Source organism: Mucilaginibacter sp. R-33, assembly GCF_049949235.1.
Taxonomy (GTDB): domain Bacteria; phylum Bacteroidota; class Bacteroidia; order Sphingobacteriales; family Sphingobacteriaceae; genus Mucilaginibacter.
This window is the reverse complement of sequence record NZ_CP188089.1, coordinates 5,399,273-5,423,303: the sequence shown is the minus strand read 5'-3', so window position 1 is coordinate 5,423,303 and position 24,031 is coordinate 5,399,273. Positions and strand designations below refer to the sequence as shown.

General features: G+C 43.1%; 23 protein-coding genes. 6 read left to right on the top strand and 17 right to left on the bottom strand.

Annotated elements, in window-relative coordinates; all coding sequences use genetic code 11:
- Positions 1-7 precede the first annotated feature (7 nt).
- The 6 genes from ACP26M_RS22420 to ACP26M_RS22395 all read right to left on the bottom strand — a co-directional run bounded on the left by ACP26M_RS22420 (position 8) and on the right by ACP26M_RS22395 (position 5,364).
- Complete coding sequence (locus ACP26M_RS22420) at positions 8-658, bottom strand: DUF47 domain-containing protein (RefSeq protein ID WP_090532530.1); 651 nt, start codon at positions 656-658, stop codon at positions 8-10.
- Positions 659-706: 48 nt separating this feature from the next.
- The gene (locus ACP26M_RS22415) at positions 707-1,771 is read right to left on the bottom strand and encodes a sensor histidine kinase (protein WP_090532532.1); all 1,065 of its coding nucleotides are present in this window, start codon (positions 1,769-1,771) and stop codon (positions 707-709) included.
- A 9-nt stretch (positions 1,772-1,780) separates the two neighbouring features.
- A complete protein-coding gene (locus ACP26M_RS22410) occupies positions 1,781-2,479 on the bottom strand; it encodes a methyltransferase domain-containing protein (protein WP_426583443.1) in 699 nt (232 codons plus the stop codon).
- A gap of 98 nt (positions 2,480-2,577) precedes the next feature.
- Positions 2,578-3,702, bottom strand: a complete 1,125-nt coding sequence (locus ACP26M_RS22405; RefSeq protein WP_426583441.1) for an NAD(P)/FAD-dependent oxidoreductase — start codon at positions 3,700-3,702, stop codon at positions 2,578-2,580.
- Positions 3,703-3,708: 6 nt separating this feature from the next.
- Positions 3,709-4,818 carry a type III polyketide synthase gene (locus ACP26M_RS22400; protein WP_426583439.1) on the bottom strand — a complete coding sequence of 370 codons (1,110 nt, stop codon included), beginning with the start codon at positions 4,816-4,818 and terminating at the stop codon, positions 3,709-3,711.
- An 18-nt stretch (positions 4,819-4,836) separates the two neighbouring features.
- On the bottom strand, positions 4,837-5,364 hold the full coding sequence (locus tag ACP26M_RS22395) for a YceI family protein (protein ID WP_426583437.1): 528 nt from the start codon (positions 5,362-5,364) through the stop codon (positions 4,837-4,839).
- 130 nt (positions 5,365-5,494) lie between these two features.
- Between ACP26M_RS22395 and ACP26M_RS22390 the strand changes: the two genes are divergently transcribed.
- The gene (locus tag ACP26M_RS22390) at positions 5,495-6,379 is read left to right on the top strand and encodes a UbiA family prenyltransferase (protein WP_426583435.1); all 885 of its coding nucleotides are present in this window, start codon (positions 5,495-5,497) and stop codon (positions 6,377-6,379) included.
- A gap of 129 nt (positions 6,380-6,508) precedes the next feature.
- On the opposite strand, the gene ACP26M_RS22385 is transcribed toward ACP26M_RS22390, so the two are convergent.
- The 5 genes from ACP26M_RS22385 to ACP26M_RS22365 form a co-directional block, all read right to left on the bottom strand.
- Positions 6,509-8,296 (bottom strand): DUF885 domain-containing protein, encoded by a 1,788-nt coding sequence (locus ACP26M_RS22385; protein WP_426583433.1) that lies wholly within the window; start codon positions 8,294-8,296, stop codon positions 6,509-6,511.
- A gap of 45 nt (positions 8,297-8,341) precedes the next feature.
- Complete coding sequence (locus ACP26M_RS22380; RefSeq protein WP_090532546.1) at positions 8,342-8,596, bottom strand: Txe/YoeB family addiction module toxin; 255 nt, start codon at positions 8,594-8,596, stop codon at positions 8,342-8,344.
- Positions 8,593-8,847: a type II toxin-antitoxin system Phd/YefM family antitoxin gene (locus tag ACP26M_RS22375; protein ID WP_090532548.1), complete on the bottom strand. Its 255-nt coding sequence runs from the start codon at positions 8,845-8,847 to the stop codon at positions 8,593-8,595. Before ACP26M_RS22375 ends, ACP26M_RS22380 begins: the two co-directional genes overlap by 4 nt.
- Positions 8,848-8,956: 109 nt before the next feature.
- Positions 8,957-11,803, bottom strand: a complete 2,847-nt coding sequence (gene uvrA / locus ACP26M_RS22370; protein WP_090532550.1) for an excinuclease ABC subunit UvrA — start codon at positions 11,801-11,803, stop codon at positions 8,957-8,959.
- Between the two features lie 215 nt (positions 11,804-12,018).
- The gene (locus ACP26M_RS22365; RefSeq protein ID WP_426583429.1) at positions 12,019-12,804 is read right to left on the bottom strand and encodes a lytic transglycosylase domain-containing protein; all 786 of its coding nucleotides are present in this window, start codon (positions 12,802-12,804) and stop codon (positions 12,019-12,021) included.
- A 231-nt stretch (positions 12,805-13,035) separates the two neighbouring features.
- Here ACP26M_RS22365 and ACP26M_RS22360 point away from each other — a divergent pair, with 231 nt between their 5' ends.
- Both ACP26M_RS22360 and ACP26M_RS22355 read left to right on the top strand, forming a co-directional pair.
- Positions 13,036-14,457 carry a pseudouridine synthase gene (locus ACP26M_RS22360; protein ID WP_426583427.1) on the top strand — a complete coding sequence of 474 codons (1,422 nt, stop codon included), beginning with the start codon at positions 13,036-13,038 and terminating at the stop codon, positions 14,455-14,457.
- 161 nt (positions 14,458-14,618) lie between these two features.
- Complete coding sequence (locus ACP26M_RS22355; RefSeq protein ID WP_176626140.1) at positions 14,619-15,752, top strand: lactonase family protein; 1,134 nt, start codon at positions 14,619-14,621, stop codon at positions 15,750-15,752.
- A 151-nt stretch (positions 15,753-15,903) separates the two neighbouring features.
- Here ACP26M_RS22355 and ACP26M_RS22350 read toward each other — a convergent pair whose 3' ends face one another.
- The 4 genes from ACP26M_RS22350 to ACP26M_RS22335 form a co-directional block, all read right to left on the bottom strand.
- Positions 15,904-16,386 (bottom strand): hypothetical protein, encoded by a 483-nt coding sequence (locus ACP26M_RS22350; protein ID WP_426583425.1) that lies wholly within the window; start codon positions 16,384-16,386, stop codon positions 15,904-15,906.
- A 49-nt stretch (positions 16,387-16,435) separates the two neighbouring features.
- The gene (locus tag ACP26M_RS22345) at positions 16,436-16,603 is read right to left on the bottom strand and encodes a hypothetical protein (RefSeq protein ID WP_175490073.1); all 168 of its coding nucleotides are present in this window, start codon (positions 16,601-16,603) and stop codon (positions 16,436-16,438) included.
- Positions 16,604-16,778: 175 nt separating this feature from the next.
- Positions 16,779-17,363: an RdgB/HAM1 family non-canonical purine NTP pyrophosphatase gene (gene rdgB / locus ACP26M_RS22340; RefSeq protein ID WP_426583422.1), complete on the bottom strand. Its 585-nt coding sequence runs from the start codon at positions 17,361-17,363 to the stop codon at positions 16,779-16,781.
- A gap of 21 nt (positions 17,364-17,384) precedes the next feature.
- A complete protein-coding gene (locus ACP26M_RS22335) occupies positions 17,385-17,978 on the bottom strand; it encodes a hypothetical protein (RefSeq protein ID WP_426583420.1) in 594 nt (197 codons plus the stop codon).
- Between the two features lie 178 nt (positions 17,979-18,156).
- On the opposite strand from ACP26M_RS22335, the gene ACP26M_RS22330 reads away from it, so the two are divergent.
- Both ACP26M_RS22330 and ACP26M_RS22325 read left to right on the top strand, forming a co-directional pair.
- Positions 18,157-19,626 carry a peptidylprolyl isomerase gene (locus ACP26M_RS22330; protein WP_426583418.1) on the top strand — a complete coding sequence of 490 codons (1,470 nt, stop codon included), beginning with the start codon at positions 18,157-18,159 and terminating at the stop codon, positions 19,624-19,626.
- 3 nt (positions 19,627-19,629) lie between these two features.
- A complete protein-coding gene (locus tag ACP26M_RS22325; RefSeq protein WP_112655623.1) occupies positions 19,630-20,592 on the top strand; it encodes an AAA family ATPase in 963 nt (320 codons plus the stop codon).
- 129 nt (positions 20,593-20,721) lie between these two features.
- Here the strand turns inward: ACP26M_RS22325 and ACP26M_RS22320 are convergent, their stop codons facing one another.
- Positions 20,722-21,585, bottom strand: a complete 864-nt coding sequence (locus tag ACP26M_RS22320) for a hypothetical protein (RefSeq protein WP_090532564.1) — start codon at positions 21,583-21,585, stop codon at positions 20,722-20,724.
- A 277-nt stretch (positions 21,586-21,862) separates the two neighbouring features.
- On the opposite strand from ACP26M_RS22320, the gene ACP26M_RS22315 reads away from it, so the two are divergent.
- Positions 21,863-22,537: a hypothetical protein gene (locus ACP26M_RS22315; RefSeq protein ID WP_426583415.1), complete on the top strand. Its 675-nt coding sequence runs from the start codon at positions 21,863-21,865 to the stop codon at positions 22,535-22,537.
- 15 nt (positions 22,538-22,552) lie between these two features.
- Here the strand turns inward: ACP26M_RS22315 and cysS are convergent, their stop codons facing one another.
- Positions 22,553-24,019: a cysteine--tRNA ligase gene (gene cysS / locus ACP26M_RS22310; RefSeq protein WP_426583413.1), complete on the bottom strand. Its 1,467-nt coding sequence runs from the start codon at positions 24,017-24,019 to the stop codon at positions 22,553-22,555.
- Between the last annotated feature and the right edge of the window lie 12 nt (positions 24,020-24,031).

The window sequence follows — 24,031 nt, the reverse complement described above, 5'->3', positions numbered from 1 at the left end:
GATTTACTTAAGCGTTTTTAACTAAGATTGACTCCATAACATTAGCTGCGTCTTCGCACATATCGGTAGCGGTTTCAAGAGCGGCTAATATTTCTTTGTATTTGATAAGGCGGATAGCATCTTTTTCATACAGGAACAAGTCGGCTACAGCGCGGTCAAAAACATAATCAGCCTGGTTTTCAACGCTGTTTATCCTGATGCATGAATCGGCTATATTACGTACATTCCTAAGGTCTTTCAGTTCTTTTACAGCTTTTTCCAAATCAACACTGGCCTGCAGTATCAGGTCAGATAGCTTACGGATGTGCTCATTCAAATCATCTATCCTGTACAGGCTCATGCGGTTTGCCGCACCCTGTATATAGTCAGCCACGTCATCAATAGCTGTTGCAAGGGCGTGGATATCTTCACGATCAAAAGGTGTTATGAAATTTTTGCCAAGCTCCAGGTAAATCTGGTGGGTATACTCGTCGCCTTTGTTTTCAAGCTTGTCAATCTGTTTATATAAATCCTCGCGGGTTGCAGGGTTGTTTGAGTTAACTGCTTCAACCAATATGGTAGCCATAGCTACAACATTGGCCGCGGCTTGTTCAAACAGAGGGAAGAATATTTTTTTATCCTTGGGTACAAAATACTGGAATATACTGTTTAGCGACATAGTGATTTGAAATTGGTGTAAAGGTACAGTTAGTATGTTAAATTATTGTTAACTTTTTAACACAGGTAAATTTGGGAAAGGAATGGTCTGCTTAGCCCTTGCCAATGTAAAACCAAACGTTGAGCCAAGCCCTTCTGTACTGCGCACATTGATAGTTTGCTGGTGGGCTTCAATGATATGCTTTACAATAGCAAGCCCCAGCCCGGAGCCTCCAATTTGCCTTGAACGGCTGCTGTCTGTACGGAAAAAACGCTCAAACAGTCTTGGCAAAAACTTTTCTTCAATACCAATGCCGTCATCGGTAACTTCAACCAAAACCTGGTCGTGCAGTACAAAAAGGCTTACCGAAGTGCTGCCTTCTTCTTTACCGTACTTAAACGAATTATCTATCAGGTTCACGAGCACCTGTCTTATTTTTTCCCTGTCGGCATTCACCACAATAGGCTCATCATACTTTTGCTTAAATATAAGTTTGATGTGGTACTGCTTGCCTTTGATCTCCAATGATTCAAAAACCTCTTTGATCAGGTCGTTGATCTTGAATTTAGTGTAATTGATAGGCATCTCACCCGATTCGAGTTTGGAGATTTCATCAAGGTCTTTAATCAGATAACTTAGGCGGTCTACATTTTTCGAGGCCTTCTCCAAAAATTGTCGGGCCATTTCCCTGTCTTCCAGATCATCGTCCTGCAGGGCTTCTATGTAACCCTGGATAGCAAAAAGCGGGGTTTTAAACTCGTGTGAAATATTGGACAGAAAATCCCGGCGGAACTTTTCCTGCTTACGCAATTCGTCTATCTCGGTCTTTTTCTGTTTGGCCCATTCCTTTACCTCCTGTTCTACATCGGCAATGGGGTTGGCGCTTACGTGTTCGCCAAGGGCGTCCCTAAGATCGCGGCCTAATTTCAGGTTATGGATCAGTTTATAAATTAACTTGATACGGGAGTAAATATATTTTTCGATAAGGTAGTAGAAAACGAAGTAACTTACACCAAGGGCCACCGAAAAAGTAACCATTACATCGTACCATTTATGCTGAAAATAAAAGTTAACTGCCGAGAGCGTAATTGCCACGCCAAGCGAGGTTGTTAAAACCAGTACACGCAAATTCATAGCGTAAAGCTACGATTTATAGATGATTAACTCCCATCTGAAAGGCCAGCGCCATGTTAATTTAAAGTTATCAATTTGTGCTTTTTTTAATAATGCCAACAATTCGTGCCTTTTAAAACCACGCTTAACCGAAAGGGGGCCATCATTTTGTGCCATGGCATTACGGGTAAAAACACGGGTTATTAACACTATGGCATGGTATAAAAGCCAGTGCCGGTGCAGGTCGGTAATGATAATTCCTTTTTGTGCCGAGGCTTGCATGTTTTTGATGAGCTTAATCCAGCGCTCATCATCAAAATGGTGCGTGAACAGGCTGCAAATGATCACATCAGCCGGTTTAATGAAATATGCTTCGTCAATAACATCGGCTTGGATAAAATTAATGTTGCTATAATCCTTCGCCTGTTTTCGGGCATAATTAACAGCAGCCTGTGCTGCGTCAACGCCGTTTAAGTTAAGATCGATTTGTTTGCTTTCGGCCCATTTAGCAATAGCTATCAGGGTGTCCCCTCCGCCACAACCCCAATCACTAACAGAATAGCCCGTACTTACAGATAATTTATTCAATAAGTTGATAATGTTTTTATGGCCGCCAAATAACGCGTTCATCTTCCCCAGGCCTTCAAGCACCGGAGCTACTTCGGCAGAGGGGAGATTAAAATCGTCCATGATCTCCAGTGTATCTGTACGGTAACTTAAATCAGGCATATATTATAGCATCAAATGTACAAAGCCAAGAGCTGGCAATTAATTATTAAAACCAATTATCAACTTTGGGTTAAATTTCTATAATATATACGCTTAAACTATACAAATGGTTGGCCGTGAGTTTTACTTATTAGGTATTGTGCAACAGAAGGCAGGTGATTGAGCGTATTTAAAGTAAAGGCTGTCATATTATCGTTACCAAACAAACGCTGTAACTGCCTGCCAACCCAAAGCCTTTGCGCAAACTGTTTGTTCCAGCTTTGGGCATAATCCTGCTCAAGGTTAGCGCGCTTTTCAGCATTAAAGCTACCCGGCTTATAGTGTGTAATAATTTTTTCGGAAAGGATTTTAGCCGAATGAATGGCCATAGTCATGCCGTTGCCACAAAGCGGAGCTATCATCCCGGCGGTGTCTCCGCTCATCAGGATGTGGTTATCAACAGGCGCCTTCTTCTCAAAGGAGATCTCATTGATCACTTCCGGTTTCTCCAGTAAAAATTTAGCGTTACGAAAGATCTCATCCAGGTAAGGGTTTTTGCGGATCACGTTCTCTTCCAGAGCCTGTAAAGTACCATACTTTCGGAGCTCATCGCGGTGGGCCATATAGCACATGCAATACCTGTCGCCATCTGTTTTGCTTACCCCACAATAGCCGTCTTTATAATTATTAAGCTGGATGAGGTCCTGTGGGAAATCCATCTGCAAATGAAATTTTACGGCCAGGTAAGGGCTGCGCTTAGAAAAAAATGGCCGTTTAAGTTTTTGATCGAGATTGGAGCGTTTACCAAATGAGCCGATAGCCAACGGGGTTGTTAATGTTCCGCCGGGAGTTACCACTTCAAATTTTTCGCCAGCAAAACGGATATCCTCCACCCGCGTGCCGGTTAAAATGTCAACCCCTTCGGCGAGGGCTTTTTGGTACAGAAAATTATCGAAAGTAAACCTGCTTAAACCAAAACCGCCTAGGTCAAGCTTTTGCGAAAGTTTGGTGCCGGATGCCGCTGTTACCTCCAGCCGGTTGATGCGGGCAACATTCAGTTCATCAAGATTGATATCCAGCGAAGACAAAAAGGGGATCACCTCGTTCGAGATATACTCGCCGCAAACGCGATGCATGGGGTAGGTTTTTTTTTCGATAACTGTAACTTTAAGTCCGGCGCGGTTCAGCAATATAGCATTGAATAATCCGGCCAGGCCCCCGCCAATTACAATTACGTCGCTCATAATGGCTTAGTGCATTTCAAGTATCATTCCCTCAACCGTTAAACCCGGCCCAAAAGCGAAACTCAATATCTTCTGATCTACCAGATTACCGGCTTTCAGCATTTTATCCAGCACAAATAAAATAGTTGCCGATGACATGTTGCCGTATTCCTGCAGCACCTGGTAAGCGAATGCGTTGCTTTCTTCCGGCAACTCCAGCGCATCTTCAACGGCTTCCAAAATGGTACGCCCACCGGGATGGACAGCGTAGGCCGTAATATCATCTATATGGGTTTTGGCCTTTTGCAAAAAACGGTCGGTAAGGGCCTTGATATGTTTTTTGATTTGTTTGGATACTTTGGAGGTAAGTTTCATCTCGAAGCCGGTATTGCCAACATACCATCCCATCTCATTGCGGGCTTCAATAACAAATTCCGAATAGAAATTTTTGAGCGAAAAGTAATTGCCACTACCTAAACGGTTAGCCGTGTTTTCGACCAAAACGGCTGCCGCACCATCTGAAAATAGCGAGTTGGCAACCCAATTATCCAGCGTGTTTACTTTTTGGAAGTGCAAAGTGCAAAGCTCTACGCTTACTACAAGCACTTTGGCGTTGGCTTCGGCGCGGCAAATATAGTCGGCCGCCTTAAGGCCGTTTATGGCGCCGTAGCAGCCCATAAAATTAATACAGGTACGTTCGGTATCTCGGTTTAATTGAAGCTTGTCCACAAGTTCAATATCAATGCCCGGCGCGTGCATGCCTGTACAACTAATGGTTACCAGGTGTGTTATGTTACGGGTAATATCACCGCTGAAATTTTGAAGACAGTTTTGAGCTGCATTTACGGCTATGGTGATGGCCTCTTTTTCGTAAAGCTTTAAGCGTTTCTGCGTGTCGGGGAAAGGCTCGAGTCCGGTCGACTGCTCAAAAAAAGTAAAATCGGCAGGGTCGCGGTAGCCAAAATCGGGGATCACTGAATAGCGGTAATCAATTCCCGAATGGTCATAAATTCCCTTTAACCTTGCTGCATTAGTTGCATCCAGCCTAAAGGCGTTAGCCATGAAATGGTAAATATCCTGCTGGGCAATACGATTGGCGGGATTTGCTATCCCGATAGCACTGATGCAACTCTCCATTAAAAATGATTAAGCGTTTTATTTGCTGATCTCCGCCTCAACCGAAACATTGGCTTCATTTGAAAGGATCAGGTTTTTGCCGCCTATTCCAAAATCTGTCCTCAAAATCATAAAGTTTCCTTTCAGTTGTGCTGTATTACCTGATTCCGTATACGTAAAAGGTACTTCAATCAACTTTGTTTTATCTCTTATAGTTACGTTAAAATTGCCGGTATAGTTGCTCCCACTTTTACGTTTAAAGGAAACTGACTTTAGTGTGATCTTTGGATATTTAATTACGTCAAAATAATCTTCGCTTTTAAGATGCTTATCACGGCTTTCGTTATCGGTATTAACCGTATTGGATAACACTGACGCTTCGATAAAGCTGCCTTCCAGGTCATTAGGCTTAAACTTAATATCGGCCTGCAAACCGCCGAAGGTGCCGCCAACATTAAAGCCAAGGTTTTTAATCTTAAAGCTGATATCTGATTTAGATACCGTTTGCGCGAAGCCCGCTGTCGTGGCGAAAATTAAAAGTACAACTATATAAATTTTCTTATTCATGTTACATTAACGTTGTTTCAAACATAATAATTTATACTGAAGGAATTTTGTACTTAAGGTTGTATGTTTATAACCATAATCAGGCAACCTGATGTTGCCTCCGGCAGTAATTATAATGTAAAAACACGCCATGAAGTTTAAACAATTTATCCCTACCCGGTCGGCATTGGCGCATTTGCGGTTTGTTTTCTCTATTTTTTTGCTGCCTGTATACCTGTTTGCCTTTAGCCAGGTCGATGTGGTGAAAGCTTCAACAGCCGTACTTGTGTTTGTTATCTGGCATTTCCTTGCTTTCCCGGCCAGCAATGGCTATAACAGTTATTTTGATAAGGATGAAGATAGCATTGCCCTGTTAGCCAAACCTCCCGAAGTAGATCTCAGCCTGTATTATTTTTCCATTCTGCTGGAGGTTATTGCGTTTTTGCTTGGCTTTATCATTAGCTGGGAGTTTGCCTTCGCGGTGCTCATTTATGGTATTATGTCAAAGCTGTACAGCCATCCTGCTACCCGGTTAAAAAAATATCCGATCATCAGCTTTTTAACGGTGTTCATTTTCCAGGGATGTTTTATTTATTATACCACCTACACGGCTTTGACCGGTACAAGCCTGTTTGGTCATTGGGATTTAGGCCTGATTATTCCGGGAGCTATCAGTTCATGCCTCATCGGGGCATCATACCCCTTAACCCAGGTTTATCAGCATGATGAAGATAGCAGGCGGGGCGATAAAACGCTTAGTATCGTTTTAGGCTACAAAGGCTCCTTTATTTTTTCGGGCGTATTGTTTGCCGCGGGGATAGCCCTTTCCTACTGGTACTGGCACCTGGCCGGGATGATGCTTAACTTTTATTTCTTTATAGTATGCGCCGCACCAATATTTTTCTTTTTCAATTATTGGTTTTATAAAGTAGGCCAATCAACGGCGAATGCTAATTTTAAAAACGCCATGCGCATGAATTTCATCAGCTCGGGTTGTATGCTGGTTTATTTTGGGGTGCTGGCGGTGTTTAGTTGATAGATAAATCTAAAAACTAAACGCGTCATTGCGAGGCACGAAGCAATCCCAAACTATGCAGATTCGCTCTGTAGGTCGGGGATTGCTTCGTGCCTCGCAATGACGCGTTGTATTATAGCAATTTTCTTTTTACTTCTTCGCAGCCCAGGCATCCATTTTAGCCTCAAAAACCGCCATTGGCATAGCGCCGTCTTTTAACACCTGATCATGAAATTCGGCGATATTGAATTTGCTGCCTAATTGCTTTTCATATTTGGTGCGCAGTTCGCGGATTTTGAGTGCGCCTATTTTATAGCTCAATGCCTGGCCGGGGATAGCCATATAACGTTCAATTTCGGCAGTTGCACCTTGCTCACTGATGGCTTCGTTATCCATCATATATTTAATAGCCTGCTCACGGGTCATTCCTTTGGTGTGGATGGCGACATCAACTACCAAACGGATAGCGCGATGAATCTCATCGCCTAACGCGCCCATATACTGGTACGGATCGGTGTACAAGCCAAGCTCTTTCCCTAATGATTCGCAATACAGCGCCCAGCCTTCTACATAGGCTGTTTCCCCGCCATCAAAGCGGCGGAATTTTGGCAATGAAGCGTTTTCCTGGGTTAACGAAATCTGGTAATGGTGACCAGGAATTGCTTCGTGCAAAAACAACGATTCCATGCCCGATGTAGTGTTAAACTTAGTGGCATCTAATATCGGCACGTAAAAAATACCGGGACGGGTACCATCTGCCGAACCCTGGTTATATTCGGCACTGGCCGATGCCGCGCGGAAGGCTTCGGTTTGCCTGATCTCGAAAGGGGTTTTAGGCACATGGTTAAACATTTTTTTCAGGTTTGGCTCCATGCGTTTGTGAATGTTTTCAAAAGCATCAAGTACATCCTTCGGGGTTTTGTAAGGAGTAAACTTAGGGTCGGTTTTCATGTGTTCGAAAAACGCCTTCAAATCTCCCTTAAAGCCAACACTGGTTTTGATGCTATCCATTAAGCCGCGGATCCGGGCAACTTCTTTCAGGCCTAACTGATAAATCTCTTCCGGGGTTTTATCGGTAGTGGTTTGTTGTTTAACTAAATAGGTGTATTTAGCAGTACCATCCGGCAGGGATGAAAAGCCGGAAGTAGCGCGCGCGTGGGGCAGATATTGGTTTTTCAGATAATCGGCCAGTTTTTGGTAGGTTGGATTAACAATGGTAGTTATCGCTTTTTTAAACGCCTCGGTCAGCTGTTTTTTATCCGCGTCCGAAAAATCCTTCGGCATATTCTTAACCGGTCCGTAGAATAAGCTTTTTTCTACATCTTTTGATACCAGGTCTTGCATTTCGGGGATCATTTTAACAACTAACCATTTTGGCAGCACTACGCCTGTTTTGATGCCTTTGTTAAAATTAGCTATGGCTGTATCTGCCCAGATCTGGAAAGCGGATAATCGCTTAAGCCAGTCGTTATAATCAACAACCGTTTTAAAGGGCTGCGCGCCAGAGCCCGAGCCCAGCTGCCCCATGGTAATTGGCAGGGCATAAAACTGGTTAAAAGGCATGTACTCAAAATGATACTTGAAATTATCAAGGGCCAGTTGCACCTCGTAGGTAAATATATCGTATGATAGCCTATCGTCTTCGTTCAGTTCTGCGCGGTCAAAGTTTTTCACTTTCGACAAGTAAACCGAGTTATAATCATGCGCCTTTTTCAAAAACTCAGCAGAGCCATCGTTAGGTAGCAAGTCATTATAGCGCCTGTCGCCAATGTAGGTTGCATTAAGCGGGTAAAGTTTTAAGCCGTCCTGAAAATAATCTTCAAAAACTTTGGCGAGATCCTTATTGGCTGGAATGCCGCTGGCGGTGTCTGTTGATTTAGGTTGATTACAGGCTGCAAACGAACCTGCTATGAATAGCATGAGTAGTATTTTTTTCATGAGGGTGTTGTTTAAACGATAAAGCTACGGAAAGGGAAAATATAATCAATAATGATATCTGCATTGCAGAATAAATATCGCGTCTGCTTCTACTCTGTAAATTAGCCTGTGTTCGAGATTTATCCGGCGCGACCACCAGCCAGCTAAATTATGTTTTAAAGGTTCGGGCTTTCCACTTCCTTCATATGGAGTTCGTTCTATTTCTTTGATAAGAGAGTTGATCTTCTTTAAAATAGATTTATCTGTCGTTTGCCAATAAAGGTAATCTTCCCATGCAGGGTTTTGGAAAATTATCTTCACTCTTCAAGTAGCTTTCTTTCCTTGCCTAAACCTTTTTCATATTCCTGGATACCATGAAGTAATCTTTCTGCATTTTTAGGGCTTTTTAAAAGATAGAAAGTTTCCTCCATGCTTTCGTAATCAGCTTTCGATATCACAACAATATCTTCGGCATTGGCACTTGTCACTACCAAAGGCTTATGATCATTCCGCACCTTATCTAAAAAAGATTTTAGTTGCTGCCTGAAGGCAGTGTAAGTTGTGATCTCCATTCAAATTAGTTTTTATAAAGGTATAAAACCAAAACAACATGTACAAGTTTCTGTACATGTTGTTTTGGTTTTACGTTAAGAGATAAACTTATGAAGTTTTGATTAATGCTTATAACCCCATTTCTTTTTTCAAAAACTTACCTGTAAAACTGTTCTTTACTTTGCACAAACCTTCAGGCGTGCCCGAGAACAGGATATTACCGCCGCCCGAACCGCCCTCCGGGCCAAGGTCAATTACGTGGTCGGCCACTTTAATAACATCAAGATTATGTTCAATTACCAAAACAGTATTGCCTTTATCAACCAATTGGTTAAGTACACCTAACAATACGTTGATATCTTCAAAGTGTAAACCTGTAGTAGGTTCATCCAATATATAAAAGGTGTTTCCTGTGTCTTTTTTAGATAGCTCGGTAGCCAGTTTAACACGCTGTGCTTCGCCGCCGGATAGCGTGGTTGAGGCCTGGCCTAAGGTGATATACCCCAAACCTACATCGTTCAGCGTTTTTACTTTACGATAGATAGATGGAATGTGTTCAAAGAATGGCGTAGCGTCCTCAATGCTCATATCCAGCACATCGCTGATGGACTTGCCCCGGTAACGCACTTCCAGCGTTTCGCGGTTGTAACGCCTGCCGCCGCACTCTTCGCAAGGTACCTGCACATCGGGCAAAAAGTTCATTTCAATTACCTTCATGCCTGCACCCTGGCAGGTTTCGCAACGGCCGCCCTTTACGTTAAACGAGAAACGACCTGGTTTATATCCCCTGATCCTTGATTCCGGTAGTGCCACGAACAGATTGCGGATGTCCGAAAACACCCCGGTATAAGTGGCAGGGTTTGAGCGCGGTGTACGGCCGATTGGCGTTTGATCTATCTCAATTACTTTATCAATATGCTCTAACCCCTCAATTTTTTCATAAGGCAGCGGTTGTTTCTTCGCCCTAAAAAAATGATGATTTAAAATAGGATATAAAGTTTCAGTAATCAGGCTTGATTTACCGCTGCCCGATACACCGGTTATGCCGATTAGTTTACCCAAAGGGAAATCGACCGATACTTTTTTAAGATTGTGACCGGTAGCTTTTTTCAGGCTCAGGGTTTTTCCATTACCTTCGCGACGTTTTTTGGGCACCGCAATCTCCCGCTCGCCATTGATATATGAAGTGGTAAGCGTATGCTTTTCCATTAGCTGCGCCGGAGTACCTTCGGCAACAACCTGGCCACCATGTACACCGGCTGCCGGGCCCATGTCAATTACGTGGTCGGCTTCCAGGATCATGTCTTTATCGTGCTCAACAACCAGTACTGTGTTTCCTAAATCACGCAGATTTTTAAGGGCGTTGATCAAACGTTCGTTATCGCGTTGGTGCAAACCGATACTTGGCTCATCCAAAATGTACATCACATTCATCAACTGTGAACCAATTTGTGTAGCCAGCCTGATCCGTTGTGCTTCACCGCCCGATAGGGTTTTAGCAGTACGATCAAGCGTTAAATAACTCAAACCCACATCCAGTAAAAACACTATACGTGCGCGGATCTCTTTCAGGATCTCTTTAGCAATCACATTCTGGCGCTCGTTAAGGCGGTCTTCCAGGCCATCAAACCATTCCTGCAGGTGATTGATATCCATACAGGCCAGCTCGAAAATATTTTTACCATCTACCTTAAAATGCAGCGACTCTTTTTTGAGCCTTGCACCTTCGCAAACCGGGCAGGTACGGAGTACACGATAGTTCTCCATATCGTCCATTCCTTCATCGTTGCGGCGTTCCTGCTGTTCCTCCAGCATGCGGATAATACCTTCAAAAGTGATCTGGTAGCTTTGAACGTTCCATTTGTTATATTCAACAGCAACGCTCAATGTTTCGGGTGCGCCGTTCAGGATCATATCCAACTGATCGCGGTTCAGTTTTTCGATAGGGGTTGAGAGCGAGAACTCATACTTTTTAGCCAGCGATTTCAACACCTGGAAAATCCATGTTTCACGGTACTCGCCAATAGGGGCTAAACCACCGTTCATGATACTCAGTTTCGGGTTAGGGATCACCGAAGCTTCATCAACCTCAAAAATATAACCCAACCCGTTACACTTTTCGCAGGCACCATAGGGCGAGTTGAACGAAAATGTATTGGGCTGAGGCTCATCATATGAGATGCCCGAAACCGGGTCCATCAGGTATTTACTATAATAGGACACATTATTATCCTTATCGGCAATACGGATAATGCCCTTGGCAATTTTCAAAGCCTGCTGAACGGATGTGTACAAACGTTTGCTGTCCTTCTCGCTTACCACCAGGCGGTCAACCACAATATCAATGTCATGGATCTTGTAACGGTCAACCTGCATTTTGGGTTCAACATCCGCGATAGCGCCATCAACCCAAACTTTTAAAAAGCCCTGCTTACGGATAGATTCAAACAATTCGCGGTAGTGGCCTTTACGTGCCTTTACTACCGGGGCCAGGATATTAACCGGCTGACCGTCAAATTTTTCACTTATGGTTTTCAGGATCTGGTCTTCGCTCATACGCTCCATCTTTTCACCCGTGGTGTAAGAGTAAGCATCGCCGGCACGGGCGAAAAGCAAACGCATAAAATCGTAGATCTCGGTAATAGTACCTACTGTGGAGCGTGGGTTTTTGCTGGTAGTTTTTTGCTCAATGGCAATCACCGGGCTCAGGCCCGATACCTTATCAACATCCGGCCGCTCCATCCCGCCCATAAACTGGCGTGAGTAGGCCGAAAATGTTTCCATATAACGGCGCTGGCCTTCAGCATAAATAGTATCAAATGCCAGTGATGACTTGCCGCTGCCGCTCAAGCCGGTAATTACCACCAGTTGGTTGCGCGGAAAGGAAACATCTATATTTTTCAGGTTATGCACCCGGGCACCATAAACTTCAACTTCACTTTGCTCGCCCAGGTCAACAAGAGGTTTTGTACTCATACTTTATTAATATGGATTTATTGACATTGTTTGAAGCTAATTATTATAGTTACCAGTTTTTTACAAAACACTGCTTTCCTAAAATTTTTGGCTTAAACCATCAACAGTTTGCTACAAATATAAGCAAAAAAGGCCGATCATCCACTGTGGATGACCGGCCTCAAAGTGCTCCGTAATGTAATCTTTTAATTAATTTACAGTATGATTACCTGCTGTTAATTAATTGCCAGCAACTGTGATGCAGGCGGAATGATAAAGTAATTATCATACCCGTGCTCTTTTGGCTGCTCTATAACTGCTTTCATGGCAATTAGCTTGTAAACATATGAACCGGTTTCGCGGTTCAGCTTCATGCGAAAGTAGTTATCTTCTTTTTGCTTGTTAATGGCACGCGCTAATTTGATCGAGCCATTGTTGTAGGCAGCAGCAGCCAGTGTCCAGCTGTTAAATTCATCGTATAGTTCTTTGATATACTTGCAGGCTGCAATGGTTGACTTGCGAAGGTTTTTCCGCTCATCAACGCCATGGCCTACTCTAAGTCCGTAGGTACGTGCAGTACCCGGCATAAATTGCCAAAAACCCGACGCTCCTTTAGATGATGTACCTGATTTAAGGCCTGACTCGACCAGCGGTACATACTTAAAATCTTCGGGGATACCATAAAACTTCAAAATTGGTTCGATAATGGGGAACCATAGCTCGGCTTTGCGGTGCAATATATTGCTTTGCACGCTTTTATAGTCATGCTGCCTGAGCGATTTGTTGAGTTTACGCGTAACCCTTGCGTCATTAACCGGTAAAGCCTCATTGGCAAAGTTGTAAGCAACTGCCTTTGAGCTTTTGAGAAAAATAAAATCTGAGGTTCGGGTGCTTAAAGTTGCCGCTTTTGCAGCCTTTTCGATGATCGTTGTACCGAAAATATTAAGCTCTGAAATGAGAACCAGCACCAGTGTTACGGAGCACGTAAGTAAGTGTTTTTTAATCATTTCTTTTCCTATCATTTAACTATACATTTGGTAGAATGTGCTGCAAAGGTAGGCTATACAGATCACATAATCAAATACTTACCATTTTGCTAACTTTTTTAGAGTTGATTTTTGGTTCAAAAACGGTGTTTAAAACCGTTTAAACGGCGATTTTGCAAGAGGATATTTTTTTGATCTTTTTAGATAAAAATTGGCAAAAAAGCGTAACTTTGACCCTCACGCTGCGAAAGCGCTAAACAAAAAATTATGGTATTTAAGAGACCAGCAGGTAGTCGCGACGACAAACCCGGAAAGTCGTCATCAAGGAGTTCAAGATCCGACGACCGACCAAAAAAATCAGCATCAACCCCAAAAGGTAAAGCTACTCCAAACGGAGAGAAAAAAATACTTTCCAGGCCGGAAAAAACATTCCAAAGCAACAGGTTCAGTGACGATAAGCCCAAAAGCAGTTTTAGGGGCGGGGAATCGTCTGGCGATAAAAGATCAGGCGCTAAGCCAAGGCCTTACTCTGGCAGGCCTGCTTCCGACAGCGACGACAGGCCAAAAAGAAACTTTGGCGGCGATAGCACAGGCGAAAGGAAGTCATTTAGTGGCGGCCCGCGTAAACCTTACAGCGGCAGGCCAACAACCGGTGATAACGACAGGCCGAAAAGAAGTTTCGGCGGCGAATCACAGGGCGAAAAGAAACCTTACTCATCTCCGCGTACCCGTTCATCAGCAAGTTTTGAGGGCAAACCTAAAAGAAGCTTTGGCGGTGATGCAGGGGGCGAACGTAAATTTGCACCAAGAGGAACCGAAGGCAGCTTCAAAAAACGTGAAGGCGGTTTTAAAGAGAAATCACCATTTGGCGAAAGGCCGGCACACAGACCGCATGACAGGGAAAACCAACAGGATGCCCCTAAAACCATGCGCGGGCGTAAAAATTCTCCTGCAAAAAAATCAGAAGACGATGGGCTGATCCGCCTGAACCGTTACATATCAAACGCGGGTATTTGCTCACGCCGTAAGGCCGATGAGCTGATTACCGCGGGCGTGGTATCCGTAAACGGCGAAGTGGTAACAGAGTTAGGTACCAAAGTTGATCCGTTTAAGGATACTATTAAATATAACGGCGAAACGCTGAAACGCGAGAAAATGGTTTATGTATTGTTAAATAAGCCAAAGGATTATATCACAACTACAGATGATCCGCAGGAGCGCCGTACCGTAATGCACCTGGTTGAAAAGGCAAGCCGCGAGCGTATTTACCCCGTTGGCCGTCTTGACCGTAACACCACCGGTTTGTTGTTAATGACCAACGATGGTGATTTGGCCGATAAGCTATCGCACCCGCGTAACAGCATTACTAAATTATACCAGGTTGAACTGAGCAAAAGCTTAACCCAGGGCGACCTGAATAAATTAACTTTCGGCCTTGAGCTGGAAGACGGCGTAATTAAGCCCGACGCGGTATCGTATGTAGCCGGTGGATCAAAACGTGAAGTTGGTATCCAGATCCACAGCGGCAAAAACCGTGTTGTGCGCCGTATGTTTGAGCACCTGGGTTACGAAGTGGTGAAGCTGGACAGGGTGGTTTATGCCAACCTTACCAAAAAAGACCTTCCGCGTGGCCGCTGGCGTTACCTTGATGAAAAAGAGGTGATCCAGTTAAAACACCTGATGAAATAATAAAACGCCCCGTTAAACAGCGGGGCATTTTTTTTGTCTATTTTGTTATCTTGCACAGCAATAATTGTAAGGCTAAGCTGAATACATAAAGCTTAAAGCTATATGATTGTCAGTATTTTTGCTATTTGTGAATTAATTAAATAGACCTTATATAATCACCCATGAAGAAATTTCTTTTGATCATAGCTATGCTTTCACCGGCGCTAACATTTGCACAAAATAAAAAAACAGGGCCTAAAACTTTCGACCTGGTGGTTGGTACTTATACCACCGGCAAAAGTAAAGGTATTGTGGTATACCGTTTTTATGCCGAAACCGGCAAACTGGCTTATCTCAGTGAAATTGATGGCGTAAATAATCCGTCGTATTTAACGTTAAGCGCCAATAATAAATTTATTTACGCGGTTAACGAACTGCCTAAAGGCGAGGTAAGCGCATTTTCATTTGAGCCCAAAACAGGCAAAATGACTTTTATCAACAAGCAATCAACACTGGGCGCCGATCCGTGCCATATCTCGGTTGATAAAGCACAGAAAAACCTGATCATAGCTAACTACTCGAGCGGCAACGTTGCGGTAATGCCTTTGAATAAAGATGGTTCAATAGCTAACGGAATTCAAACGGTACATGATGATGGCCATAGCATAAACAAGGAAAGGCAGGAATCTGCACACGCGCATATGGCGGTCCTTACACCCGATGAAAAATATGTATTGTATAATGACCTTGGCACCGATAAAATAAATGTTTACCGCTACCGCCCTTCAAAAGAGCCCCGTATTGTACCCGCAACACCGGCCTTTGTAAGTGTTACCTCAGGAGAAGGCCCAAGGCACCTGGAGTTTTCGGCCGACAAAAAGACTGTTTACCTGGTAACTGAAATGGGATCGAACGTAATCGCGTTTGATTACAATAACGGCAAGCTGAAACAGAAACAATCCATTACCATGTTGCCAGATGGCTTTACCGGCCAAACAGCAGGTGCCGCTATCCACCTGTCGCCCGATGGCCGCTTTCTGTATGCTTCAAATCGTTTAGAAACTAACGAGATCAATATTTATGCTGTTAACCAGGAAACAGGTTTGCTTACTTTTGTAGCGCGCCAGTCCACCTATGGCAAAAACCCACGCGATTTCGCTATCGACCCAACAGGTAACTTCCTGATAGTGGCTAACCAGAACAGCGATAACATGTGGGTATTTAAAATAGACCAAAACACCGGCAAACTTGCCCAAACAGGTATCAGAGTTGATATCGGAAACCCGGTATGCTTAAAATTTGCACCAGCCGAGTAAGAAGGTGAAAGGATAAAGGTAAAAGGCGAAAGGTTTGGCCTCGCGCTGAAAATGAAAAAGGCGAAGTTTGAGATATTCCGAACTTCGCCTTTTTCATTTTATCAGCTGGAAAGGAAACCTTTAACCTTTCGCCTTTTACCTTTAACCTCAATTAAGGGTTTTTAGTAAACGAATAAACAATGTATCCGGTGCTATTGCCTACGGTAACGGGCGATTTCAGGGTCATGGTTGAGCCATCGTTGCTGGCAATATCCAAACGATATCCTTCTGATACGTTTTTGGCTTTATCGCCTTCAAAAAGTTTTTTGAACTGGAATTGTGTACCGGTTGTACCACCGTTATAAACCGACCAGAAAATGGTTTGCGATGTTCCGTTGGTTAAAGTGTAGATACCGTTACCACTGTTGGTGAGCTTCCATGTGCTGCCAATAAAGGCTTCGGGGGGAGCCTGATCAAATACGCTCTGTACTGCATTTTGTACAAGGCCGTCGTAACTTACATTATTGCAGGTCCAGGTACCAACAAATTTACCGCGCGATACATTAGACGTAGTTGTGCTTTTGGTTGACGAGCAGGCCGAAATGACCAAAACAAGTGAAAAGATTGCGATTGAGGTCTGAATTAACTTTTTCATGACAGTATATTTTATGCATAAATAGCATAAATCCTGCCAAAGTGTGTAATTATAAATTCACCGCTTGCTGGCGGGTGCGTTTTTCTAATTCAGTTAACCTTTTATTGATTGATTCGGCAATCTGGTCCGCTTCCCGAACTTTTTTAAGGCTATTAATAAACTTAGGGTTGGTATCCCTTTCCGATAAAATTTTACCGATTTGCTTAATAATGTTCATAGGTTATTCCTTATAGCTCTATTTTACGGGGCTTACACCACTAAGGTTTCGTTTCTTCCTGCTAATATCGAATAAATTTAGTTAAACGTTTTACCATTAGAAAAAAAGCACCTTTATTATTTATAAATAACTGTTATTGTAACGCGCTAAGTTGAAGCTGAGTGTACTAAAACGATCATTCACCGGCTTCATTTAAAAATGCAATCAGCTGTTCCATCGCTTTTGCCCGGTGACTGATGGCATTTTTTTCCTCCATACTCATCTCGGCAAAGGTAATATCGTATCCTGCGGGCTCAAAAATGGGGTCGTAACCAAAACCGCCGCTCCCGCTTAACTCCTGCCGGATGCTACCTTCAACAGTGCCTTCAAAAAAGTACTCTTCGCCGTTCCAGATCAGGGAAATTACCGTGCGAAAGCGGGCGTTACGATTGGTTTCGCCTTTCAAATTATCGAGCACTTTACTGATGTTGGCGGCATGATTGCCATGGGCACCCGCATACCTGGCCGAGTATACACCCGGCTCTCCGTTCAGGGCGTAAATTTCCAGCCCGCTGTCATCGCCAAAGCAATTAAGCTTATATTCGGCATATACATGGTGACTTTTGATGGAGGCATTAGCTTTAAAAGTTGTACCTGTTTCCTCAATATCATCATAACAACCAATGTCGTTCAGGGTTAGTAACTGGATGGCGCCATTAAGCTTGGCCGAAACCTCATCAAGCTTATGGCGGTTATTGGTAGCAAAAACTAATTGCTGCATATATCTTAGTGGCGTGTTTTATTATAATGTTTTAACCAACTCCCAAAAGGTTTTTTTATACTCCACATTATCCATCATCTCATCAAATGAATAACTGTAAAGCACAGTGATCCCGTTTGAGGTTACCGGTTTATTTGGTTTAAGCACCTTTATATCCTGTGGCAGGGCGTCTCCTCCCAAAACCAGTACCTTGGTTGGTTTAAAAAATGTTTTCAACTGGCTGAATTTGGTTTCACTGAAATTTGCCAGATTGAATATCGCCACATCATCAGGGCTAAGTTCTTTACGCTTCAAGATGTTTTCAAGGGCGGTTAAATGTTCGGCTATTATAAACCCGGCATTTTTATACCATGTAAGCACCAAAAAGTTCTTTAAGTTTTTACCCAGATACTTAAAGTCATCAACCGGCGTTTTTATTACTACCTGAGGTTCAGGAGTTAAAGAAGGAATAATGGTTACTGGTGCCGGTTTGGCATTTTCAGTTACAGGAGATAGTGGTACTGCCGCAGGAGTTTCGGATTCAGTAATTTTATCATATAACAGCTTATCTGCATTGAGCAGGTAAAGTTCATCCTCTAACAAAAAACGAAACGCGGCGGGGTTCTCAACTTTCACTTTAACAAATTTTAACCAAAAGTAGTTAAACGGTTTCAAGCTTTATAGGCATATTAGCACAATTATAGCCGGTTGGTTTTGCAGAAAATATTTGTTCGGTTATAATTAATAAATTTTACCGAAATTCGTAGTTTTTAACGGGTTAACTATCCCGTTTTATTTAGTATAACAGCGTTACATGAGAAAGTTAGGAGTATTAGTACTAAGTTTTATTTTAACAATAACATTTGCAAAGGCACAGGTAGCATCAGATACAGCAGCAAAAAAACTGGTTAAAGCCGATTCGGTTATTGCCTCCACACCCGGAAAAACACTTGATAAAATTGCAGCGGTAGTTGGTAACAGCCCGATACTGCTATCAGACATTGAACTGTCATACGCTAACTTCCTGGTACAGGGAAATCAGCCCGATCCATCTGTTAAGGCCCGCATTTTACAAACTTTGTTAACCCAAAAACTGCTTGCCCAGCAAGCCGCAATTGATAGTATTGAAGTAAAGGAAGAAGATGTTGATGCCAACGTTGACCGCCGTATGCGTGAAATGACGCAGCGCGCGGGCGGGCAGGAAAAACTGGAAGCATTTTTAGGCCGTTCGGTTATCCAGTACAAAGATGAGATCAGGCCCGACCTGAAAGAGCAGATGGTTGCTCAAAAAATGCAGCAGCACATTACCGAGAAGCTGAATGTTACCCCTCAGGATGTTAAAAAATATTACGATGGAATCCCTAAGGACAGCTTGCCTTCATTTAATAAAGAAGTTGAAGTTGGTGAGATTGTTTTTCAGCCTAAGTTAACTAAAGAAGAAAAAGACCTTTACAAAGCTAAGGCCGAAGAGTTAAGGCAGCGTGTTAAAAAGGGCGAAGACTTTGGTACACTGGCCAGGCTTTATTCGCAGGATCCGGGTTCGGCACCTGAAGGAGGCGACCTTGGATTTGCCGACCGCACCACTTTTGTGAAGGAATTTACCGCAAACGCTTTCAAGTTAAAAGCAGGTGAAATTTCCCCGGTATTTGAAACGGATTTTGGTTTCCACTTTTTACAGGTGATTGAACGCCGCGGCGAACAGGTTCACGTGAGGCATATCCTCATTACACCGGTTGTTACCCAGGCCAGCTTGGATAGGGCAAAAGCAAAAGCCGATAGTATTTACAACTTACTTATAAAAGACAAAAATGTGGGTGTCGATTTTTCAAGCGCTGCAGCGTATTACTCAGACAACAAAGACACTAAATACAACGGTGGTATGATGCTTAATGCCGAAGACGTACAAAGCCGCTCAACATTTATCCCTACCGATAAACTTGATCCCAAAGTGGCGCTTATTACCGATACGATGAAAATCGGCAGCATTTCTAAACCCGATCTGTTTACCGGCGCCGATGGTAAAAAGAGCTACAAGATATTGATGCTTAAATCGGCCACTAATGCCCATAAAGCCAATTTAGAGCAGGATTTCCCTAAACTTAAGGAATATGCTTATAATGATAAGGTTAACAGAACTGTATCTCAATGGTTCGAAAAACGCCGCAAGGAAACTTTCATAAAAATTGATAAAGAATATCAGGCATATGATGTGTTGAAGAAATGGGTAAATACCAATCCCTCGCCCGTAATACCCGAAACCAAAACCAAATCATCATCTAAATAATTTATGCAACACAGCTCTGATGTAGAAGCCGCAAACGCTTTAAAACAGGCCTACCAGCAAATTCGTGCCGAAATAGGTAAAGTAATAGTAGGCCAGGATGAAGTGATAAAATTTGTGCTGATCTCTATTTTCAGTAACGGGCATTGTTTATTGGTTGGTGTGCCCGGGCTTGCAAAAACCCTGCTGGTGCAAACGGTATCGCAGGTGCTTGACCTTGACTTCAAAAGGATCCAGTTTACGCCCGACCTGATGCCTTCAGACATTATTGGCTCTGAAATATTAGGTGAAGACCGCAATTTTAAATTTATCCACGGCCCGGTTTTTTCAAACATTATCCTGGCCGATGAGATAAACCGTACGCCGCCAAAAACGCAGGCTGCCCTGCTTGAAGCCATGCAGGAAAAAGCGGTTACCGCAGCCGGCGTAACACATAAGCTTGCACAGCCCTTTTTTGTATTGGCTACCCAAAACCCTATTGAGCAGGAAGGGACTTATCCACTGCCCGAAGCACAGCTGGACAGGTTTATGTTTAATGTAGCCCTCAGCTATCCTTCATTTAAAGAGGAACTGCTGGTTGTTAAGAACACCACCAGTACTACTAAAGCAGAAGTAAATAAAATATTAAACGCCCAGCAGATCATCTATTTTCAGCAACTGGTACGCAATATTCCGGTTACCGATAATGTGATGGAGTACGCGGTGAAACTGGTATCCAAAACCCGTCCAAACAGCGAGTTTGCCACACCACAAATTAACCGTTTGCTAAGCTGGGGCGCAGGACCACGCGCATCGCAATTTTTAGTATTAGGTGCTAAATGCCACGCGGTACTTAACGGTAAATACTCGCCCGATATTGAAGATGTGCAGGCAGTGGCCAAACCTATTTTAAGCCACCGTATAGTGCGCAGCTATCATGCGGAAGCCGAAGGCTTATCAGCAGCTGATATTATTGAGCAGTTGTTTTGATTGTCTGAATCAGAATTTGCAGAATTAAAGAACTTTCAGAATGTCATAAAAAAGGCCTTGCGATTAATTTGCAAGGCCTTTTTTATTCTGTTAATTTTAAAATTCTGTAAATTCTGATTCAGACAATGGTTATTCATTCTCAATAGGTGAGAAAATCTCAAGAAGGATATTCCATTTTTTTGTTTTGTCAATTTCCCAAACCCTTACATAATTGTAGTTGCCTACAACATTGCCTTTGGTAATGCGGGCGTGACCATAGGTATAAGCCAGGTCATTACTCGCGGCGCGGCCGCCATCGGTAGTTTCGGCAGTGATGCTGATGGCTTCGTTATTAATAAACTTCATCACCACATCGGTACCGGTCATTGGCGGAAAGCCGGGAAAATAATAGCGGCCCTCAGGGCTTAAAAATTCCTTATAACTGGCCATAGCCGATAATGTTAACCCATGATTAAATGTTTTATCGGTACCAATAATAACATTTTTGGCGCCGAATGGATCCTTACTTGGGCCTGAACGGTGCGCCGGGTCGGGTTCTTTAAAATCGGTAACAACTTCTTCCTCAGCTTCAGGATGCTGGATGCCAAGGTCGATGAGAAGCTTTAATTTACCATCGGCGTTAGTACGCCAGATAGATACATAATCGCCAAACACTTTATCATCATCAGTTTTGCCGTTTTGATATATATAAGGGCCCGCGGTGAAAGCCAGGTCACCATTGGCCGAGATCCGGGCAAATTTAGGCTGCCAGCTGAGCTTTCCGGCCTGTTTATCAATTTTACTATAAAAATCAACAATCTTTACTACATCGGGCTTAAATATGATGCCATCGGGATCGGCAACTGCCAGGAAACCATCTTTTATTCCTTTACGTTCAACTAACTTATCAAAAGCTTGTTCAACACTAACTACCTTGTTTACATTAACAGCGTCCTGCGCCAGGGCAAAAGCACTATAACCAATAAATGTAGCAGCTAATATTATTTTCTTCATATTTATATTCGGGTTTTAGGGAGCAATTTAGTAATAAATTTTAAGTCGGAAACGCAATAGTCAAAATGCATTACGCAGCATAGCATAATTTAACAATTGCATTATTTTTGTTTTATCCTGAAACGAAGATATGGGCAAATAATTGCAGAGAGCGGGTTTGATCATATAAAATATGCGTAAATATTTAAATTTACTTAATAATGAAGTTGAATAAAAAAACACTTAACTTCATAACCCAACTAATCTGTTTTTGTTTAAATCAATATAAATTGCTTTCATGAAAAAGTATAAGCTATGCTGCGTATTTGTACTTTTATTGCTGTGTGTAAAGGCAAAAGCGCAATATCTTTCTGATTATACCGGCCGCCCATATTATCTTAAAACCAATGATGGCATACAAGGCAGCGCCCTCCTTACCGATAACTGGCTGAATGGCACTGTTTATTTCGTTAACGGCAAAATAGCTAATGCAATATTGAACTATAATATTTACGGGGATGAACTTTTGTTTAAGAGCCCCCGGGATTCATCGGTACAGGCCTTTGTTGACCCGGTGAAAGGTTTTTCAATAAAAGGCATCGCGCTTGAAGAAAGTGACCAAACAGATATGAACTTTAGCAGCGGCTTCCCGGCTGTGGACGATCAAACCTCAAAAACTTTTTACCAGGTAGTAGGAGACGGAAAGGTTAAACTGCTCCGTTATTACAAGAAAAAAGTACTTGAGTCAACGGGCTTTGCTTCGCAGGTGACCACCAAAACTTTCATGACGGCCAATAGCTATTATCTTTTTGCTAATAACCAAATGACAAAGATCAGGCCGTCGCAAAAAACCATCCTCGCAGCAATGAGCGACAAGGGCGATAAAATGCAGGAGTATATCAAAACCAACAAAGTTAATTTTAAAAGCGATGCTGCCTTAGCTAAATTATTCAGCTACTACAACTCGCTTTAAAATCGTGGCCTGTTATCAGGCTTTGCTCCAGGTAGTCCCTTCTTTACTATCTTTTAGCTGGAAACCTATCTGTGATAAACCATCACGGATCTTATCTGACGTGGCATAATCCTTATTGGCTTTAGCACCGCTGCGCAGATCGACAATAAAGTTTAACACTTTTGGCAGATCGTCATTAGCCGCCTGCTCATTTTGTAAACCCAGTACGTCAACCACAAATAAATTCATAAGCGCGGTTAACTGCTCAAGATTAGCGCCGTCAATTTTCAATTTACCATCATATACCGAATTGATAATGCGCGATGCTTCAAAGAGCTCCGCTATTAAAACCGGGCTGTTAAAATCGTCGTTCATAGCCGCATAGCAACGCTCCATTAATGGTGCTATTTCAACTTCGGTAGTGGCAGAGGCTTTTAATCCATCGGTAAGCAGGGTGAAGGCGTTCATAAGGCGTTTAAACCCTTTTTCGGATGCCTCCATTGCTTCGTTGCCAAAATCAAGTGTACTACGGTAATGGGCCTGCAGCATGAAGAACCTTACCGTCATGGGGCTGTAGCCTTTATTTAGTATCGAATTTTCACCGCTAAATAATTCGTGCGGTAAAAAGCTGTTACCTAATGATTTCGACATTTTTTGCCCGTTTACCGTAAGCATATTGGTATGCACCCAGTAATTAGCCGGGTTGGTACCGCAGCAAGCTACGTTTTGGGCAATTTCATTGGTATGGTGCGTTGGCACAAGATCAATCCCGCCTCCATGAATATCAAAGTGGCTGCCCAGGTATTTCTGGCTCATGGCCGAGCATTCCAGGTGCCAACCGGGAAAGCCCACGCCCCATGGCGAAGGCCATTTCATCAGGTGTTCGGGTTTGGCTTTTATCCACAGGGCAAAATCAAGCTTGCCATGTTTTTCCTGCTGGCCGCCAAGCGTGCGGGTATTATTTAAAAGGTCTTCGAGATTACGGCCGCTTAGTATGCCATAGTCCTGGCTCTTGTTATATTTTTCAACATCAAAATAAATGGTACCATCCACCTCGTAAGCATAGCCCCTGGCAAGTATTTCCTTCACCATTTCTATCTGCTCAATGATATGGCCGGTAGCTGTAGGCTCAATGCTTGGGGGTAGGTTGTTCAGGATCCTCATCACATCCCTGAAGCCAACGGTATATTTTTGTACTATCTCCATTGGCTCAAGCTGTGCAAGCTTGGCCTTTTTTGCAATTTTGTCTTCGCCCTCGTCGCCGGCGTCTCCTTCGAGATGGCCTGCATCGGTTACATTACGTACGTAGCGCACCTTGTAGCCAATAGCTGTAAGGTACCTGAACATAAGGTCGAAAGATATATAAGTACGGCAGTTGCCTAAGTGAACATCGCTATAAACAGTAGGCCCGCAAACATACATGCCAACATGCGGCGCGTTAATGGGCTTAAATAATTCTTTTTTACGGGTTAAAGTGTTGTAAACAAACAAATTTTGTTGCATGAGCGCAAACTT

Excerpts from the sequence above, each read along its gene's own strand:
- ACP26M_RS22320 (WP_090532564.1), bottom strand. The coding sequence starts at position 21,585 with ATGAAGAAAATAATATTAGCTGCTACATTTATTGGTTATAGTGCTTTT.
- ACP26M_RS22325 (WP_112655623.1), top strand. The coding sequence starts at position 19,630 with ATGCAACACAGCTCTGATGTAGAAGCCGCAAACGCTTTAAAACAGGCC.
- cysS (WP_426583413.1), bottom strand. The coding sequence starts at position 24,019 with ATGCAACAAAATTTGTTTGTTTACAACACTTTAACCCGTAAAAAAGAA.
- ACP26M_RS22330 (WP_426583418.1), top strand. The coding sequence starts at position 18,157 with ATGAGAAAGTTAGGAGTATTAGTACTAAGTTTTATTTTAACAATAACA.
- uvrA (WP_090532550.1), bottom strand. The coding sequence starts at position 11,803 with ATGAGTACAAAACCTCTTGTTGACCTGGGCGAGCAAAGTGAAGTTGAA.
- rdgB (WP_426583422.1), bottom strand. The coding sequence starts at position 17,363 with ATGCAGCAATTAGTTTTTGCTACCAATAACCGCCATAAGCTTGATGAG.
- ACP26M_RS22315 (WP_426583415.1), top strand. The coding sequence starts at position 21,863 with ATGAAAAAGTATAAGCTATGCTGCGTATTTGTACTTTTATTGCTGTGT.
- ACP26M_RS22360 (WP_426583427.1), top strand. The coding sequence starts at position 13,036 with ATGGTATTTAAGAGACCAGCAGGTAGTCGCGACGACAAACCCGGAAAG.
- ACP26M_RS22365 (WP_426583429.1), bottom strand. The coding sequence starts at position 12,804 with ATGATAGGAAAAGAAATGATTAAAAAACACTTACTTACGTGCTCCGTA.
- ACP26M_RS22410 (WP_426583443.1), bottom strand. The coding sequence starts at position 2,479 with ATGCCTGATTTAAGTTACCGTACAGATACACTGGAGATCATGGACGAT.
- ACP26M_RS22395 (WP_426583437.1), bottom strand. The coding sequence starts at position 5,364 with ATGAATAAGAAAATTTATATAGTTGTACTTTTAATTTTCGCCACGACA.
- ACP26M_RS22375 (WP_090532548.1), bottom strand. The coding sequence starts at position 8,847 with ATGGAGATCACAACTTACACTGCCTTCAGGCAGCAACTAAAATCTTTT.
- ACP26M_RS22385 (WP_426583433.1), bottom strand. The coding sequence starts at position 8,296 with ATGAAAAAAATACTACTCATGCTATTCATAGCAGGTTCGTTTGCAGCC.
- ACP26M_RS22420 (WP_090532530.1), bottom strand. The coding sequence starts at position 658 with ATGTCGCTAAACAGTATATTCCAGTATTTTGTACCCAAGGATAAAAAA.
- ACP26M_RS22400 (WP_426583439.1), bottom strand. The coding sequence starts at position 4,818 with ATGGAGAGTTGCATCAGTGCTATCGGGATAGCAAATCCCGCCAATCGT.
- ACP26M_RS22345 (WP_175490073.1), bottom strand. The coding sequence starts at position 16,603 with ATGAACATTATTAAGCAAATCGGTAAAATTTTATCGGAAAGGGATACC.
- ACP26M_RS22405 (WP_426583441.1), bottom strand. The coding sequence starts at position 3,702 with ATGAGCGACGTAATTGTAATTGGCGGGGGCCTGGCCGGATTATTCAAT.
- ACP26M_RS22390 (WP_426583435.1), top strand. The coding sequence starts at position 5,495 with ATGAAGTTTAAACAATTTATCCCTACCCGGTCGGCATTGGCGCATTTG.
- ACP26M_RS22350 (WP_426583425.1), bottom strand. The coding sequence starts at position 16,386 with ATGAAAAAGTTAATTCAGACCTCAATCGCAATCTTTTCACTTGTTTTG.
- ACP26M_RS22355 (WP_176626140.1), top strand. The coding sequence starts at position 14,619 with ATGAAGAAATTTCTTTTGATCATAGCTATGCTTTCACCGGCGCTAACA.
- ACP26M_RS22415 (WP_090532532.1), bottom strand. The coding sequence starts at position 1,771 with ATGAATTTGCGTGTACTGGTTTTAACAACCTCGCTTGGCGTGGCAATT.